We start from the raw sequence: 15,293 nt of genomic DNA, 5'->3' as shown, positions 1-15,293 counted from the left end.
GACGGGTGGTAGAGGTAAAGCATGGCTCCGCACAAGCGCTGGCTCGTCGCCTCGGCGGTCCTCGCGCTCGTGGCATACGCGTTCTTGTGGACGGGTTATGCCCTGCAATGGAATTGGCTGACGTCACTGGACGCCGCGGCGCTGCGCCTGTCGTACCAGAACGGCGAGGCGCGTCCGGACTGGGTTGTGGCGTGGGACGTGTTCTGCACCGTACTGGGACCGGGCGCCTTCCGATTGTTCACCGTCGTGCTGATCATCCTGGCCCTGGCGCGGCGCAATGTGCGCATCGCGATGTTCCTCGTGATCAGCGTGGAACTCGCGGGCCTCGTCACCGAAGCGGCCAAAGCCGCGGCAGACCGGCCGCGGCCCGACACCGCCTTCGTCTCCGCGCTGGGCACAGCCTTTCCGTCAGGCCATGCCCTCGGCGTGCTGGTCGCCGTCCTCGCGCTGCTGACCGTCGCTCTGCCGGTCACGCGAGCGTCGCTGCGCGGATGGCTCATCGCCCTCGGCGCGGTGGTCGTCGTCGGAATCGGAATCGGCCGCGTGATCCTCAACGTGCACCACCCGTCCGACGTGCTGGCGGGGTGGGCGCTCGGCTACGCGTACTTCGCGTTCTGCCTGCTGGTCCTGCCGCCCTCGAACCCGATCACGGAAGCGGACGAAACACCGGCAGTACCCGGTACCTCACGGTGAAGCTGGCCTTCGTCACCTCGGTGCCGACCTCGCCGTCGTGCGCCAGCACGGTCGGCCCGTCAACCGAGGTGAACTCGAACTCGGGCACCCGGAGTTCGTGATACAGCGGGCTTCGCTCGAGTCTGCCCGTCACCAGCGCCGCAAGAATGCGCAGTCTGCTGAACCTGCGGCCGGTCTCCAGGATCCGGACGTCGATCATGCCGTCGTCCATCCGAGTTCGCATCGACGGCGCGAAACCCGATGGCAGGTAAGTCGAATTGCCGAGGAAGAACAGCGACGTCTGCAGCGTCTTGTTGTCATACGAGATGCGCACCGGCTCATCGCGGCCCAGTGTGTGGAACATCGCGTACAGGCCCGCCAGCGGCTTACCGATCCGGTGCTCGTACTTCTCCCGCGTCTCCACGAACTTCGGGTACGCGCCGATGCTCGCCGTGTTGATCACCAGGTGGCCCTCGTTGAGGCACACGAGGTCCACGCACGCCACCGTGCCTCGCCGTATCGCGGCGATCGTGTCGGCGGCGGTCGTGCACCCGATGTCCTTGGCGAAGTGGTTGAACGTGCCGCAGGGGAAGACCGCCAGCGGAATTCCCGCCTCGATGGCCACCGCGGCACCGCATGAGACGGTGCCGTCGCCACCGCCGACCGCCAGCACCTCCGCGCGACCTGCCGCCGCGCGGATCACCTCTTCGACGTCGTCGTCGTCGCCGAGCTCGACGATCTCCGCCCGAGGCAGGGCCTCCTTGACCTCGTCGACAACGCGTGCACCCGTCCCACCGCCTGACGCCGGGTTGACGACCAGCACCACCCCTTCGCCATCCGGTCGCTCGGCAGTTTCGACGCGCAGCGGGTCGGCGGTCGGAATCCTGCTGGGCACCAACGGCGGGACCAGGCGCCCGCCGAGGACAGCAACCGCCGCCCCGAGGCCGAACCCGGCGAACACATCTCCGGGATAGTGCGCTCCGACCGCCACCCGGGACAGCCCGACCAGGCCCGCGAGCAGTGCCAGCGGCAGTCCGAGGGCAGCGCTCTCCAGCCCGACACCGACTGCGAACGCTGCGGCGCTGGCCGAGTGGCCCGACGGAAAAGAGTTGGACGTGGGAACGCGACGGGTGCGCCGAATCAGCGGCACGGAATCGAACAGCGGACGTGGACGCCGCCGGATGCGTTTGGCGCCCTGGTTGGTGACCAAGCTTGTCGCCGCCAGCGTGAGCACTCCCCTCACCGCACCTCGCCGTGCGCTCGATTTCCCCGTGGCGGCCATGCCTGCCGCGATGACCAACCACAGCTTCGAGTGGTCGGCCGCACGGGTCAGCGGCGGCATCATCGTGTCGAGCAGCGGGGTGGGGGAGTCGGCGATCGCTTCGAAGACCTCGCGGTCCAGCGCACCGAGGCCCTGGGTGATCCGTCGTAGTCCGGTCCGGCGACGGCCGAGCGACGGCAGGGACGGGGGCTGGGGTGCATCCATCTCCCCAACGTATCCACAGCCCTTGACAAATAATCTTGTCAACGTCGAGGATGGCGACATGCTGGACGTCGAGGTGATCGCCGACCCCGCCGCGGCGGTCACCGCGCTGGATCCGACCAGGAGCAGGCTGCTCGCCGAACTGACCGAGCCGGCCTCGGCGGCGGCCCTCGCCTCGCGCGTCGGCATCTCCCGGCAGAAGGTCAACTACCACCTGCGCACGCTCGAGGAGCACGGCCTGGTGACCGAGGCCGGCGAGCGCAAGTGGGGCGGCCTACGTGAACGCCTGCTGGTCGCCACTGCGACGTCGTACGTCGTCTCGCCCGCCGCGCTGGGGCCTGTCGCCAGCGATCCCGGCCGGGCCGAGGACCGGTTGTCGGCGAGCTTCCTCATCGCGCTGGCCGCCCGCGCCGTGCGTGAGGTGGGTGAGCTGTGGTCGGCCGCCCGCGCGAAGAACAAGCGGCTCGCGACGCTGTCGATCGACACCGCGATCCGGTTCCGCTCACCGGCCGACCGGGCCTCGTTCACCCGCGAACTCTCCGATGCGGTCACCGCGCTGGTGGCCCGCTATCACGACGAATCCGATCCGCATGGTCGCGCCTACCGCCTGATGGTCGCGGCCTACCCGACACCACAGGAGGTCTGAATGCCTTTGCACAGAGACGATTCCGGACGTCGCTGGGTCGAACTGGAAGTCCTCGTGCCCGGCACACCCGAGCAGGTGTGGCAGGCCATCGCCACCGGCCCCGGGATGAGCGCGTGGTTCACCACCACCACCGTCGAGGAACGTGTCGGTGGCGCAATCAGCTTCGACTTCGGCGGCGAGAACTGCGGTGCGGACGTGTCGGCCGGCAAGGTCACCGCATGGGAACCGCCGAACCGCATCGCATACGAGGAGTACGGGTGGCACGGCGACGCCCCACCGGTGGCCACCGAGGTCACCGTCACCGGCCGATCCGGTCACCAGTGTGTGATCCGCATGGTGCACAGCCTGTTCAGCGACCGCGACGACTGGGATGACGAGCTCGAGAGCTTCGAGACCGGGTGGCCCGGTTTCTTCGAGGTGCTCAAGATCTACCTGAGCGATTTCCCGGGCGAGCCCGCTGCCACCGTGCGGGTGATGGCCGGCCATGACGGCGGGGACCTGCAGGCCTGGACGACGCTCACCGACGCACTCGACCTCGCAGGTGCCAACGTCGGTGAACGACGCGAAACCCCGCCCGGCGCACCCCGTTTGGCCGGCGTCGTCCACCGGATTCATCAGGACGGCAACCTGCGAGAGCTGACGATGCGGATCGACGAACCGGCTCCCGGTATCGCCATCGTCGGCGCCTGCATGATGGGCGACCAGGCCAGCGGGATGATCAGCATCTACTTCTACGGCGAGGATGCCGCCGAAACCGCCGCGGCCCATCGATCCAAATGGACCTCCTGGCTGCGTGGCTTACTCTCCGGGGAGAGCGTCTGCACTTAGCATGATCGGATGCGACGACTGCTGATCCTCGTGTGCGCGGCGGTGCTCTCGCTGACCACAGCGCCAGTGAGCCGTGCTCAGGTCACGCCGTGGTTCGCCCAGTCGGTCGGTACGGCATCCCAGGTCATATCCGTTGTCGGCGTTGGCGGTTCGAAGGCCAAGCTGGACGTCTACCAGCGCACCGCCGCCGGGTGGCAGCCGGTCGCCGCCGGCATCGACGCCTGGATCGGCGCCAACGGCATGGCACCGCAGACCCATGACGGCGAGATGAAGACGCCGATGGGCGTCTTCACGCTGGACTTCGCGTTCGGCACCGCCCCCAACCCCGGCGGCGGGTTGCAGTACGTCCAGGTCGGACCCAACCACTGGTGGGACGGTGACATGAAGAGCCCGACCTACAACACCATGCAGGTCTGCGAGAAATCGCAGTGCCCGTTCAACACCGATCCCGCCAGCGGCACCGAGAACCTCGAGATCCCGCAGTATGTACACGCCGTCGTGATGGGCGTTAACAAGGCCCGCGTGCCCGGCAACGGCGGCGCGTTCTTCCTGCACGCCACCGACGGCGGGCCGACCGCGGGGTGCGTGGCCATCGACGACGACAAGCTCGTCGAGATCATGCGGTGGCTGCGGCCCGGCGCGGTGATCGCGATCGCGCAGTAACTCAGATGTTCAGCGCGCGGCCGGGTTTCACCTTGAAATTGAGGTTCTCGGTCGACATCGAGGCATCGTAGGTGCGGTCGTAGCCCGTCTCGCTGATCTTCCAGCCGTCGGGCGTCCGGCGGTAGCGGTCGTGGTAGAAGCCCGCGCCGATCAGCATGAAGTTGAAGTCCGGGGCGATCACGCGGTCCTGCAGGTACCAGGTGGCCGTCGCCTCGTCGCCGTCGACGGCGATCTCGGGATGGGTGACGCGGTGCTCGGTGATGATCTCGGGGCCCAGCGAGTTGCGCATGAAGGTCACCAACTCGTCGCGGTTCTTGAAGTGATGCTCCTCGCCGATGGATTCGCCGTACTTGCCGACCACGTCCTCGGTGAGGGTGTCGGCGAACTCGTCCCAGTGCTTGGTGTCGAGCGCGCGCAGATACCGGTACTTGACTTGCTTGATGTCGTCGATGTCACCCATGGCCGACATTGCAGCACAACCGTGCCGGGACGCGTACAGTCCGGGCATGAAATTCATTGACGCCTACGTCAAATCTCCGTTCGCGGGGCTGGCGCCGTGGATCCTGATGGCGGTGGTGGCGGGGCCGGGCCGGTTCGAGGAGGCCGCCTCCGCCGCGCTCGGCCTGGCGCTGCTGACGCTGTGGGTCGGCACCCGGCGCGGTGTGCGGGTGCACGCACTCGAGGTGCTCACCATCGCCTACTTCGGCGTCCTCGCCGTCGTGGGCCTGCTTGCGCCGAACCGGGTGATCGACTGGCTGCAACTGTGGGCCGGCGAACTGAGCAACATCGTGCTCGCCGTCTTCGCCGTCGGCACGCTGGCGCTGCGCCGGCCGTTCACCATGGCCTACGCCAAGGACACGACACCCCCCGAGCACTGGGACACCGAGGCGTTCCGGCGCATCAACTACGCGATCTCCGGCGCATGGGCCGGTGCCTTCGTGGTGTCGGCCGTCGCCGGGGCGATCGGCGATGCGATGCTCGGTGACAACGACAACTTCTGGACGGCGTGGATCATCCCGATCGGCGCCGTGGTCTTCGCCGCCTCGTTCACCGAGTTCTATCCCGACTACGCGACGGGGGAGTCGGACTCGTGGGCGGGCGCCGTCGACTGGCTGCCGCCGTTCGTCACGGTAACCGGAATCGTCGGCTGGGTGTCGGATTCGGTGTCCGACGCCGTGGCGATCGCGTTGATCGCGGTGGGCGTCGTCGGCTCGGCCGCCGTCAGGAAGTTCCTACCCGAGGAGCCCGGAACTACTGTGCCGCAGTGAGGTTACGCGTCGCCGGCCCCTCCAGCAGGGTGCCATCGGGCGCGAAGCGTGATCCGTGCAGCGGGCATTCCCAGGTCTCGTCGGCGTCGTTCCAGTTCACGATGCCCCCCAGATGCGGGCACACCGGCGACACCCGGTACTCCTTGCCGTCGACCATGCTGCGGGCCTCGAGGTCCCATGGCGGCCCGCTGACCACGCCGCCGTCGTCGGGTGTGCGGTTGAGCATGCGGGTGACCGGCGTGATCCAGCCTCGAGTCAGATAGAGCGCCACCTGAGCGTTGTTCTGCATCGCCTTCGGGATTCCGGACAGCTCGTGTGGGCTCCAGCTGGCGAACGCCTCCGCCCAGTCCATCCGACCGCCGAGGATTCGGCTCGACAACGCGAGCGCGGCTGCAGCGCCGTTCGTCATGCCCCACTTGTCGAAACCGGTTGCGACGAAGATCTTGTCGTTGCCGGGCAGGATCGGCCCGACGTACGGCAACTCGTCGATCGGCGAATAGTCCTGTGCCGACCAGTAATGCGTCTGCATCGCGCCGGGATAGTGCAGCTTGGTCCACTGGTCGAGTTCCTGCACCGACGACGCCGGGCTCTTCTCATGGCCGACCGGATGGCCTGCGCCACCGGCGATCAGCCGGTCGCCGTCAGGGGTCGGCGCGTAGCGCACCGAGCGGGTGGGTGAGTCGGCCGAGATGTACATGCCGCGGGTGATGTTGCCCGGCACCCTGTACGCCATGCAGTACGAGCGCTGCGGCTTGAGGCGGGCGAAGAAGCCGCCGCGGTCCAGGATCGGGATGCCGGTGGCGAGCACGCACTGCTTGGTGTGCACATCGAACTCGTCGCCGGTGCCGGTGCGCACACCCAGCGCGAGCCCGTCGCCCTTGCTCGAAACCTTCTGCACCCGAACGCCTTGCGCGAGCCGGCCGCCGCGCTCGTCGAGTTCCACGATCAGGCTGTCGAGCAGCGGCATGGGGTCGAACTGCGCCTGGTCGGCCAGCCGGACCGCGCCCGCGAACGGGAACGGCACATCGGCGTCGTCGACCCACTCCGCGTCCAGCCCGGCGGTCTCGCAGGCCGCCAGCTCCTGACGCACCGACGAGATGCCCTTCTCGGACTGTGCGTAGGTGAAGGCCGATTCGCGCTGCACGGCCAACCCGTGGGCCTCGCAGTGCTGGATGAGCCACTGCTGGCCCTCGAGGTTGCCCTCCACGTACTGACGGGCCGTCTTGGCGCCGTGCTTGGAGACGATCTTCGACAGCTTCGTGCTCTGCAGCAGGCTGATCTTCGCGGTCGTGTTGCCGGTGGCGCCGGCGCCGACGTACTGCGCCTCGAGCACCAGCACGTCCTTGCCGGCGCGCGCCAACAGAACCGCCGTGATGAGGCCGGTGATGCCGGCGCCGACCACGACGACGTCGGCGGACCGCTCCGTCTCGGGCAGTGGACTCGGCGGCGTCGACGGTTGAGCGCGGTTTGCTAGCCACAGTGAGGTCATGGCTGAACAGGTACCCGTTCGGCTGCCCCCAAAACCGTGGCCGCCGAACGGGGTTCGCACGGAGTGTCTGACCGGTTTGTCGAGGTCGGACGGCTATCGTGTGGTCCGTTATGAGCGACCCGTTGGGGTTGTCGGTCGGGACGACGAACTTGGTCGCGGCGCGAGTCGGCAATCAACCTGTGATGCGGCGTTCGGTGCTCACGCTGCCGAACGGCGCGGTGCTGGGCGGATTCGTCGAGAGGGTCGGCGACTCGGTGCCGCTGATCGCCGCGGACGGGTCGGCCCATTCGGCCGACCGGATGCTGGCCGCCTCGCTCGCCGCGCTGATCACCGACAGTGGCGGCCCACCCTCGTCCGGCATCGCCGTCGCGGTGCCCGCGCATTGGCGCCCGTCGACGCTGTGGGCACTGCGCACTGCGATGCGTGACGAACCGGCGCTCGCGCCCGACGGCACGCCCGCGCGACTGGTGTCGGACGCCGTGACGTCGCTGACCGCGCTGCAGGCCGATCCGGGGCTTCCGGCGCAGGGCTTGGTGGTGCTGCTCGACTTCGGCGGTGGCGGCACGAGCATCACCGTCGCCGACGCGGCTGCGGGCTTCGAACCGATCGACGAGACGACCCGCTACGCCGAGTTCTCCGGCGACCTCGTGGATCAGGCGCTGCTCAGCCATGTGCTCGACGGCATCGCCACCACCGGCGAGATCGACCCGGCGGGCACCGCGGCGGTCGAGTCGCTGACCACACTGCGCGAGGACTGCCGCGCGGCCAAGGAGCGGCTCTCGACGGCCGAGGCGACCGAACTCGTCGCCGAGTTGCCGGGCTACCGGTCGGCGATCCGGCTCACTCGGGCCGAGCTGCAGGCGTTGATCGCCGGGCCGCTCGCCGGGGTGTTGTCTGCGCTGGATATGTTGTTGCAGCGCAACAACATTGCCTGGGACCAGGTCGCCACGGTCGCTGCGGTCGGCGGTGGCGCGGCCATCCCGCTGATCGGGCAGCGGCTTGCGGAGCACACGAGCGTGCCGGTGATCACGACGCCGCACCCCGCACTCGACGCCGCGGTCGGGGCCGGGCTGCTGGCCTACGGCGCGGCCGCCGACGCGCAGACCGGGCTGGCGCCGGCCGCCCCCGTCGACGCGCCCGGGTCGTCGACGTTCCGCGCGCTGGCGTGGTCGCAGGACGACGCCGCGGCCGACGACCCGGTGCCCTTCACCGAACCATACGAGCCGTACGAGCCCTACCAGAGCGACGTCGCGTCGACGCGGTCGCCGGTGCAGTACGTGCCCGCGACCGGGCCGATCGACGAACCGCGCACCTGGCAGCGGCTGCCGGGGTTGGTCTTCGGCGTCGCGGCGGCCGTAGCGCTGATCGCCGTCGGCGGTGTCGCGATTGCGCTGACGAGTGCGACGGGCAGCACCGAGGCCACCGAACCGTCGCGACCCGCCCCGTCGGCGTCGGCGCCCCCCACCAGCGCTGCACCGCCACCGAGCCCGCAGGTCGAGACCGTCACGGTGACCAGCGCGCCGCCGCAGCCCACCGAGGCGCCGCAGACCACCGTGCCGCCGGTGACGACGACGGCGGTGGTGACCACGACGCCGCCGACCACGACGACCACGACGACGACCACCACCACGACCACCACCACCACGACCCCGACGACCACCACGACGACGTCGACGACCACCACGACCCCGACGACCACGACCACGACGACACCGATGACCACGACCTACCTGACGGTGCCGTTCCTGCCGGTGCCCATCCCGATCCAGGTGCCGGGTGGATAATCCCGACGAGCCCGAGAGTCGGGCGGCGGGGAGGTAGAGATGAAGCGTGGGGCAGTCACGGCGACCGCGGTGGCGACCGGAATCCTGTCGGCCGCGGCGGGGATGCTTCCCGCCTCGGCGGGGGCCACGCCCGTCGAAGGCGAGATCCAGCGCACCGATGTGGCCAAGGGCACCACGACCGCGCCGGTCGCGATCGTAACGGTGGGACAGCCGACCACCCTGTACGTGCAGAACCTTGTCCTCGGGCCCGCGTCGAGCAGCGGCTGGCACACCCATCCCGGACCGGAGTACTCGGTGATCAACGGGGGAACCGTGCACCTGCAGACCGCGCACGCGTGCGCGCCGGCGGCGTTCGGCGCCGGTCAGGCCATCTTCATCCCCGGGGGTGTCCCGCACGTCGTGTCCAACGAGGGCGCCGAACACGCCGAGGCGACGGCGACGTACACGCTGCCCGCCGACCGGCCGGTCCGCGACGACGCGCCGGCCGCCTGCCCGGAGGGCTACCGCGGGTAGGAGTAATCCGGTTCGTGGAACCGGTTGATGATCGGGATGCGCTCGATGATGCGGTCGCGCAGGCGCGGCTGGGGAGCCACCGGCGGAACGTAGTTCTGCACGGGTGGGGTGTAGGCGGGCGCGGGAGCCGGCGGCACATAGGCGGGCGCCGGCGGCGAGTAAGCCGGGGCCGGCGGGGAGTAGACCGGGGCCGGCGGGCTGTACGCGGGCTCGGGGGCGGGCGGCACGTACGCGGGCGGCTCGGAGATCTCGGCGGCCGGGGCCGGCGGGGAGTAGGCGGGCGGGGGCGGCGCGGCCCGCGCGATGGTCTGCGCGACGACCGGCCTGGCCTCGGCGGGGGTGGTCGCCTTCTGGACGATCTGCGCGGGCGGCGCGGATTCCCCGGCGGTGGACTGCTCGGCGGCGTTGGCGGCCTGCGGCCGGTGATCGCCGCCCGTCAGACCGAGTCCCACCGCGGCCGAGATCGACACCACGAACGTCACCACCGCGGCGACCAGAACCGACGCCAGCGCACCCACCCGCGACGGCCGCCGCGGGCCCCGCGCATCCAGGGTGTTGACGGCGCGCGCCGAGGCCAGCGCGGCACCGCGGGCCAGCGCCAGCTCGGCGTCGGCGGCGGAGAACACCGGCGAGGTGGTGACGTCGTCCAACGTCGACTGGACCAGCTGGAGATCGCCCGCCGACCCGACGACGAAGATCGCGTCGGGTCGCCATTCGTTCAGTTCGAGCATGGTGATCACGCTGCTCGGCAACTCGATGACATCGGCCCCGTCTAGCGGCCTGGGGATGCGGTCGACAGTCACCCCGCCCGCACCGACCATCGCGACGACGGCGGCGTCGGGTTCGACGATGCACACCGCGACGTCGTCGTAGTCCGCGATCTCGGCGATACCTTCGGCCAGCACCTCTGCGGCCTCGAGCTCGGAGATGGCGATCGCGTTGCCGTAGCCCCGCGTCGTCAGCGCCCCCAGCACCCCGGACACCGTCTGCTCGGCCTCGTTGGTCCAGGTCACGCCGATCGCATGGATGGGGTCGACGACGTCGGCGAGCAGCACATCGAGCAGTTCGTCGGGATCGATCGCGGCGTCGAAGTCGAATGCGCCGCGGTCGACGGTCGCGCCCTCGCCGGTCACGCCCTCGACGAGCACCCACCGAACCGTGCTGGACGTCAGCGACAGGCCGAGCACGAGGTCCATAGGAATGCCCCCGATCGTGGTGAGAATCAGGCTCTGAGATTACCCCCGTCGCCAGAGGCAGTACCCATTCAGTTCGAAAGCTACGAACCACACGTCTGGCCGGTGCAGGCGGGCTCTTCGCGGACCGCGGTTGCCCAGCGCGGAGTTGGCCGAATCCACTCGCTGCGCCGAGGTAAGCAAACGAGGACATCAGCTCGGTGGATCACTTCTGACCGTTCCGTTAATTACATATCCCTACGGCGCGATGGTTTGCGACCATTTTCGAAGGGGAATGATTTCGGTTTCCTCCGTTGGGCGTACCTGAGGTGGATCAGCAAGTGGACCGACCGGCCATGACAATCGACCGCTCGCTCGATCGCGCTCGGACAGCGTCGTTGCGATTCGGCCTGAGCACTCCCGGGGGATTCACCGCCGCACGGGAACTGCAGGCCGTCGCCGACGCGGTCGGACGCCGGGCCGAGATGGTCATGGCGTTCGAGGACTTCTTCGCACCACCGCCGATCTCCGCGATGGCGGTCGCCGCCTACTGCGGTGCCGACCCCATCATCAGCTGGGAACCGTGGTGCTGGACCGACGACCGGTCGCCGGCGGTCATACGGTCGCTGCTGTCGGGGGCACTCGACGACTACATCTACCGTTGGGCCGACGAGATCCGTGACTGGGGCGGGCGGACGTACGTGCGCTTCGCCCACGAGTTCAACGGCGACTGGTACCCGTGGACACCGGCCTGCGGCACGATGCCCGCGGACTATGTCCGGGCCTGGCGGCACGTGCACGACATCTTCGCCGCACAACGGGTCGGTAACGCTATGTGGGTGTGGGCTCCCACGATCGGCGGGATCACCGGCCTGGCGCACTGGTACCCGGGTGACGAGTATGTCGATGTGCTCGGTATCGATGGGTACAACTGGGGGACGAGCCTCCCGACGACTTGCTGGACGGAACCGGAAGCGCTGTTCGGCGAGACCTTCGACGAGTTGCGTTCCATCGGCCCCGGCAAACCCATCCTCGTTGCAGAGGTCGGCTGTGCCGAGGTCGGCGGCAGCAAGGCGGACTGGATCGCGCGCTTCACCGAGTTCCTGAGCCGGCAGCCCGACGTGATGGGCTTCGTCTGGTTCGAGCACGACAAGGAGACCGACTGGCGGATCACCAGCTCACCGGAGTCGGCGGCGGCGATGTCGAATGCGCTGAGCGACCCGGCGTTGGCCCGATGACGTCCTCCGCGATCGACGATCCTTTCGCGCTACCGGCCGAGGTCGAAGAGCGGCGGCTGCGGTCGCTGCAGCAGTTGCAAATTCTCGACACGCCAGAGGAAGAACGGTTCGGCCGCATCATCCGGATGGCGCAGACCATGTTCGACGTGCCGAGGGCCTACATCAACTTCATCGATCGCGACCGGCAGTGGTGCAAGCAGGCCGTCGGCGAGGGGCTGACCATCACCGGTCCACGGGAGACCTCGGTGTGCCGGGCGACCATCGCCCGCGTCTACGAGCAGCCCGACGATCCCGCCCTGATCGTCGACGACCTCACCACGATCCCGGACTTCGCCGAACTGCCGGCCATCGCGGCCGAGGGCGGCATCCGGTTCTACGCCGGCTACCCGCTGTTCGGGCCCGGCGGACATGCGGTCGGCACGTTCTGTATCTACGACACCAAACCGCGCACCCTGGACACCCGGCAGCGGATGATCTTCCGGGACCTGGCGGCATGGGCGCAGCGGGAACTCGAGCGGTCCGACGATCTGGAGCGGGCGGCCGCCGTACAGCGACTGCTGCTGCCCCCACCCGTCGACTATCTGGCGGGCTACTCGGTCTGCGCGATGTGCGCGCCCGCTTATGCGGTGGGTGGCGACTTCTACGATCACTACCCGGTGCAGCGCGGCGCGATCTTCACCGTGGCCGACGTGATGGGTAAGGGGTTGGGGGCGGCGCTCATCACCGCCGGCCTGCGCTCGGCGCTGCGGGGCGCATCGCGGGCGGTCGACCGGTTCGGCAAGGACGCCGACATCGCCGCCGCGGTCAACTCGGCGGCCGACCAGATGGCCGACGATCTCGATCGCACCAACACCTTCGCGACCTTGTTCCACGCGTGCCTGGACGCCGAATCCGGCCGCATCCAGTACGTCGATGCGGGCCACGGGATCGCCGCCGTGATGCGCCGCGGCGGTGCGGTGGAGCGGCTCGACAGCATGGGCCTGCCGATCGGCGTCATGCCCGACGACACCTGGGTGGCGCTGGAGACGAAGCTGGATCCGGGCGACATGCTGGTCATCGCGTCGGACGGATCGCTGGAGTTGCTAGACAAGCAGGCCGTCGAGAAGGACGTCCTGGATTTCGTTGCCGCACATCCCAAGCCGGACGACCTGTGCTCGGCGGTCACCGCGTTGACGACCCGGCGACCGCCCCTCGACGACGTGACCGTGGTAGCGGTGCGCCGGGACGACGCGTGACCCATCGCCTCCCCGCCGAGGGCACCTCAACCTCGCCGTGGCTGCGGCTGCTGATCCTGGTGACCGCTGCGCTGGGAATCAACTACGTCGTCTGGCGGTGGCTGGCCTCGACGAACTGGTCGGCGTGGTGGATAGCAGTGCCGCTGGTGACGGCCGAGACGTACAGCCTGATCGACTCGCTGCTGTTCGGGATGACGATGTGGCGGCTGCGGCGGCGGCCCCCACCGCCGCCCCCGCCGCCGGACGCCACCGTCGACGTGTTCATCACCACCTACAACGAACCGCTGGACATGGTCATCGCGACCGCCGAAGCGGCACAACGTATCCGGTTCCCCCACCACACGTACATCCTCGACGACGGCGAACGTGAGGATCTGGCGAAGGCCGCGGCCGAGCGGGGGATCGGCTACCTCACCCGCTCGTCGCACTGGATGGACAAGCCGCGCCACGCCAAGGCCGGCAACCTGAACAACGCGCTGCTGGAGACCGACGGCGAGTTCATCCTGATCCTCGACGCCGACCAGGTGCCCGAACCGGAGATCCTCGATCACACGCTGGGCTACTTCTACGACCCGAAGATGGCGCTGGTGCAGACCCCGCAGTACTTCGTCAACGTGCCGTTCTCCGATCCGCTCGGCAGCCAGGCGCCGCTGTTCTACGGTCCGATCCAGCAGGGCAAGGACGGCTGGAACGCGGCGTACTTCTGCGGCTCGAACGCGGTGCTGCGCCGGGAGGCCCTGATGCAACTCGGCGTGAGGGGCTACGTGCGCGCGGTCGAGGACGGCGTCAAGCGCGCGCTCTACACCTCCCGCAAGATCCTCAAACAGGCCAGGTCTCACGTCGGCAAGGATCAACCGGAGGCGCAGGCGGCCCTCGCCGGCGTCGAGGACGCCGTCCGCGATGCCCGCTCGGCCCTCAAGAACACGCAACCGCTCGCCGACATCACATTCGAGTTCCAGCAGCGCGTCGACGAGGCGGCGCGCAGCCTGGTGGCCGCCGACGTCGACGCGATGCGCGCCGACCTGGACGTGATCGCCGCGATGGGCGATCACGGCGAAACCCTGGACACGGCGGTGATTTTCGACGACGAGGCGCTCGAGTCGCTGGCCGGCCGGGACTGGTCGCCGCTGGGCGCGCTGGAGTCGATCCGCACGATGATCCGTGCCGTTGACGTGGGCAGGGACGACGAGGCGCAACCGATGCTGCCGATGGCCACCATCTCGGTCACCGAGGACATGGCCACCTGCATGCGCATGCACGCGCTCGGCTGGAAGTCGGCCTACCATCACGAGGTCCTGGCGCACGGTCTGGCGCCCGACGACGCGGGCACCATGCTCACGCAGCGACTCCGCTGGGCGCAGGGCACGATCCAGGTGATGCTCAAGGAGAACCCGCTGGTGCAGAAGGGGCTTAGCCTCGGGCAGCGGCTGATGTACTTCACCACGATGTGGAGCTACCTCGCCGGGTTCGCCGCGTTGGCCTACATCGCCGCGCCGGCGATCTTCCTGATCTTCAACGTCATGCCGGTGCAGGCCTACAGCTGGGACTTCTTCGGCCGGCTGATCCCGTTCCTGGTGCTCAACCAGTTGCTGTTCCTCGTGGTCAGCAGGGGTACGCCGACGTGGCGGGGCCAGCAGTACAGCCTTGCCCTGTTCCCGGTCTGGATCAAGGCTTGCGTCACGGCTTTTCGCAACGTCTACTTCGACCGTCCGCTGGGGTTCGCCGTCACGCCCAAGACACGCCAGGGAACCGGGGCGATCCCGTGGGGGCTGGTGAAGTGGCAGTTGGCGGCGATGGTGCTGCTGGTCGTGGCGTCGGTGATCGGGATCGTGCAGCTGTATTTCGGCGCTATTTCCGTGCTGGGCGTCGGCGTCAACCTATTCTGGGTGATCTTCGATCTGGTGATTCTGAGTGTGGTGTTCCAGGCGGTGCGCTATCGCGGCCATGGCACGGAAGGGGAGCAATGAGCGAAATCGGGAAGCGCACAACAACTTCGGGGGCAGTGGTCATACGACCCGAAGGGCGGCTGAACATGGTGGCGGCACCGGCGTTACGCCAGGAGTTGCACGATCTGGTCGACAGCGGAAGCAACCGCCTGGTGGTCGACCTGTCCGGCACGGACTTCATCGACTCCTCCGGTCTGGGTGCGTTGATCTCGGGTCTGAAGGTTGCCCGGCAGGCGGGTGGCGACCTTCGGATCGCATCACCCACCACCCAGGTGGAAACGGTGCTGTCCTTGACGAATCTGAACCGGGTACTCCGCGCACACCCCTCCCCCGACAGTGCTTTTGACGAATGACCG

Annotated in this window: 15 protein-coding genes; 11 read left to right on the top strand and 4 right to left on the bottom strand. The window is 68.7% G+C overall.

What is annotated here, in order from left to right; all coding sequences use genetic code 11:
• The first annotated feature begins 21 nt into the window (after positions 1-21).
• Positions 22-693, top strand: a complete 672-nt coding sequence (locus ABGB19_RS11485; protein ID WP_347686065.1) for a phosphatase PAP2 family protein — start codon at positions 22-24, stop codon at positions 691-693.
• On the opposite strand, the gene ABGB19_RS11480 is transcribed toward ABGB19_RS11485, so the two are convergent.
• Positions 647-2,158 (bottom strand): phosphatase PAP2 family protein, encoded by a 1,512-nt coding sequence (locus ABGB19_RS11480; RefSeq protein WP_347686064.1) that lies wholly within the window; start codon positions 2,156-2,158, stop codon positions 647-649. The genes ABGB19_RS11485 and ABGB19_RS11480 overlap by 47 nt on opposite strands.
• A 58-nt stretch (positions 2,159-2,216) precedes the next feature.
• On the opposite strand from ABGB19_RS11480, the gene ABGB19_RS11475 reads away from it, so the two are divergent.
• Genes ABGB19_RS11475 through ABGB19_RS11465 form a run of 3 tightly spaced genes read left to right on the top strand, consistent with a single transcriptional unit; the run spans position 2,217 to position 4,292 of the window.
• Positions 2,217-2,801 (top strand): helix-turn-helix domain-containing protein, encoded by a 585-nt coding sequence (locus ABGB19_RS11475; RefSeq protein WP_347686239.1) that lies wholly within the window; start codon positions 2,217-2,219, stop codon positions 2,799-2,801.
• Complete coding sequence (locus ABGB19_RS11470; RefSeq protein ID WP_347686063.1) at positions 2,802-3,629, top strand: SRPBCC domain-containing protein; 828 nt, start codon at positions 2,802-2,804, stop codon at positions 3,627-3,629.
• A gap of 9 nt (positions 3,630-3,638) precedes the next feature.
• Complete coding sequence (locus tag ABGB19_RS11465; RefSeq protein ID WP_347686062.1) at positions 3,639-4,292, top strand: L,D-transpeptidase family protein; 654 nt, start codon at positions 3,639-3,641, stop codon at positions 4,290-4,292.
• Between the two features lies 1 nt (position 4,293).
• Here the strand turns inward: ABGB19_RS11465 and ABGB19_RS11460 are convergent, their stop codons facing one another.
• Positions 4,294-4,752, bottom strand: a complete 459-nt coding sequence (locus ABGB19_RS11460) for a nuclear transport factor 2 family protein (protein WP_347686061.1) — start codon at positions 4,750-4,752, stop codon at positions 4,294-4,296.
• A gap of 46 nt (positions 4,753-4,798) precedes the next feature.
• Between ABGB19_RS11460 and ABGB19_RS11455 the strand changes: the two genes are divergently transcribed.
• Positions 4,799-5,560, top strand: coding sequence for a hypothetical protein (locus ABGB19_RS11455; protein WP_347686060.1), 762 nt, complete (start codon positions 4,799-4,801; stop codon positions 5,558-5,560).
• Here the strand turns inward: ABGB19_RS11455 and ABGB19_RS11450 are convergent.
• Complete coding sequence (locus ABGB19_RS11450; RefSeq protein WP_347686059.1) at positions 5,544-7,049, bottom strand: FAD-dependent oxidoreductase; 1,506 nt, start codon at positions 7,047-7,049, stop codon at positions 5,544-5,546. The genes ABGB19_RS11455 and ABGB19_RS11450 overlap by 17 nt on opposite strands.
• Before the next feature lie 110 nt (positions 7,050-7,159).
• Here ABGB19_RS11450 and ABGB19_RS11445 point away from each other — a divergent pair, with 110 nt between their 5' ends.
• On the top strand, positions 7,160-8,833 hold the full coding sequence (locus ABGB19_RS11445; protein WP_347686058.1) for an Hsp70 family protein: 1,674 nt from the start codon (positions 7,160-7,162) through the stop codon (positions 8,831-8,833).
• A gap of 39 nt (positions 8,834-8,872) precedes the next feature.
• Positions 8,873-9,346, top strand: coding sequence for a cupin domain-containing protein (locus tag ABGB19_RS11440; RefSeq protein ID WP_347686057.1), 474 nt, complete (start codon positions 8,873-8,875; stop codon positions 9,344-9,346).
• On the opposite strand, the gene ABGB19_RS11435 is transcribed toward ABGB19_RS11440, so the two are convergent.
• On the bottom strand, positions 9,334-10,542 hold the full coding sequence (locus tag ABGB19_RS11435) for a hypothetical protein (protein ID WP_347686056.1): 1,209 nt from the start codon (positions 10,540-10,542) through the stop codon (positions 9,334-9,336). The two genes, ABGB19_RS11440 and ABGB19_RS11435, sit on opposite strands and share 13 nt — an antisense overlap.
• Positions 10,543-10,874: 332 nt before the next feature.
• On the opposite strand from ABGB19_RS11435, the gene ABGB19_RS11430 reads away from it, so the two are divergent.
• From ABGB19_RS11430 to ABGB19_RS11415, 4 genes are read left to right on the top strand one after another with little or no spacing between them, the layout of a single operon-like run.
• Entirely contained in the window at positions 10,875-11,756 is an 882-nt protein-coding gene (locus ABGB19_RS11430; protein ID WP_347686055.1) for a glycosyl hydrolase, read from the top strand.
• Complete coding sequence (locus tag ABGB19_RS11425) at positions 11,753-12,991, top strand: SpoIIE family protein phosphatase (RefSeq protein ID WP_347686054.1); 1,239 nt, start codon at positions 11,753-11,755, stop codon at positions 12,989-12,991. Before ABGB19_RS11430 ends, ABGB19_RS11425 begins: the two co-directional genes overlap by 4 nt.
• Positions 12,988-14,958: a glycosyltransferase gene (locus ABGB19_RS11420; RefSeq protein ID WP_347686053.1), complete on the top strand. Its 1,971-nt coding sequence runs from the start codon at positions 12,988-12,990 to the stop codon at positions 14,956-14,958. Before ABGB19_RS11425 ends, ABGB19_RS11420 begins: the two co-directional genes overlap by 4 nt.
• Entirely contained in the window at positions 14,955-15,290 is a 336-nt protein-coding gene (locus tag ABGB19_RS11415; RefSeq protein ID WP_347686052.1) for an STAS domain-containing protein, read from the top strand. Before ABGB19_RS11420 ends, ABGB19_RS11415 begins: the two co-directional genes overlap by 4 nt.
• Positions 15,291-15,293: the final 3 nt, after the last annotated feature.

This window comes from Mycobacterium sp. B14F4, assembly GCF_039871645.1.
Taxonomy (GTDB): Bacteria; Actinomycetota; Actinomycetes; order Mycobacteriales; family Mycobacteriaceae; genus Mycobacterium.
This window is presented reverse-complemented; position numbering and strand designations above follow the sequence as displayed.

Coding starts and splice junctions, on each gene's coding strand:
- ABGB19_RS11435 (WP_347686056.1), bottom strand. CDS start 10,542: ATGGACCTCGTGCTCGGCCTGTCGCTGACGTCCAGCACGGTTCGGTGG.
- ABGB19_RS11430 (WP_347686055.1), top strand. CDS start 10,875: ATGACAATCGACCGCTCGCTCGATCGCGCTCGGACAGCGTCGTTGCGA.
- ABGB19_RS11415 (WP_347686052.1), top strand. CDS start 14,955: ATGAGCGAAATCGGGAAGCGCACAACAACTTCGGGGGCAGTGGTCATA.
- ABGB19_RS11470 (WP_347686063.1), top strand. CDS start 2,802: ATGCCTTTGCACAGAGACGATTCCGGACGTCGCTGGGTCGAACTGGAA.
- ABGB19_RS11455 (WP_347686060.1), top strand. CDS start 4,799: ATGAAATTCATTGACGCCTACGTCAAATCTCCGTTCGCGGGGCTGGCG.
- ABGB19_RS11460 (WP_347686061.1), bottom strand. CDS start 4,752: ATGGGTGACATCGACGACATCAAGCAAGTCAAGTACCGGTATCTGCGC.
- ABGB19_RS11465 (WP_347686062.1), top strand. CDS start 3,639: ATGCGACGACTGCTGATCCTCGTGTGCGCGGCGGTGCTCTCGCTGACC.
- ABGB19_RS11450 (WP_347686059.1), bottom strand. CDS start 7,049: ATGACCTCACTGTGGCTAGCAAACCGCGCTCAACCGTCGACGCCGCCG.
- ABGB19_RS11440 (WP_347686057.1), top strand. CDS start 8,873: ATGAAGCGTGGGGCAGTCACGGCGACCGCGGTGGCGACCGGAATCCTG.
- ABGB19_RS11485 (WP_347686065.1), top strand. CDS start 22: ATGGCTCCGCACAAGCGCTGGCTCGTCGCCTCGGCGGTCCTCGCGCTC.
- ABGB19_RS11480 (WP_347686064.1), bottom strand. CDS start 2,158: ATGGATGCACCCCAGCCCCCGTCCCTGCCGTCGCTCGGCCGTCGCCGG.
- ABGB19_RS11425 (WP_347686054.1), top strand. CDS start 11,753: ATGACGTCCTCCGCGATCGACGATCCTTTCGCGCTACCGGCCGAGGTC.
- ABGB19_RS11445 (WP_347686058.1), top strand. CDS start 7,160: ATGAGCGACCCGTTGGGGTTGTCGGTCGGGACGACGAACTTGGTCGCG.
- ABGB19_RS11475 (WP_347686239.1), top strand. CDS start 2,217: ATGCTGGACGTCGAGGTGATCGCCGACCCCGCCGCGGCGGTCACCGCG.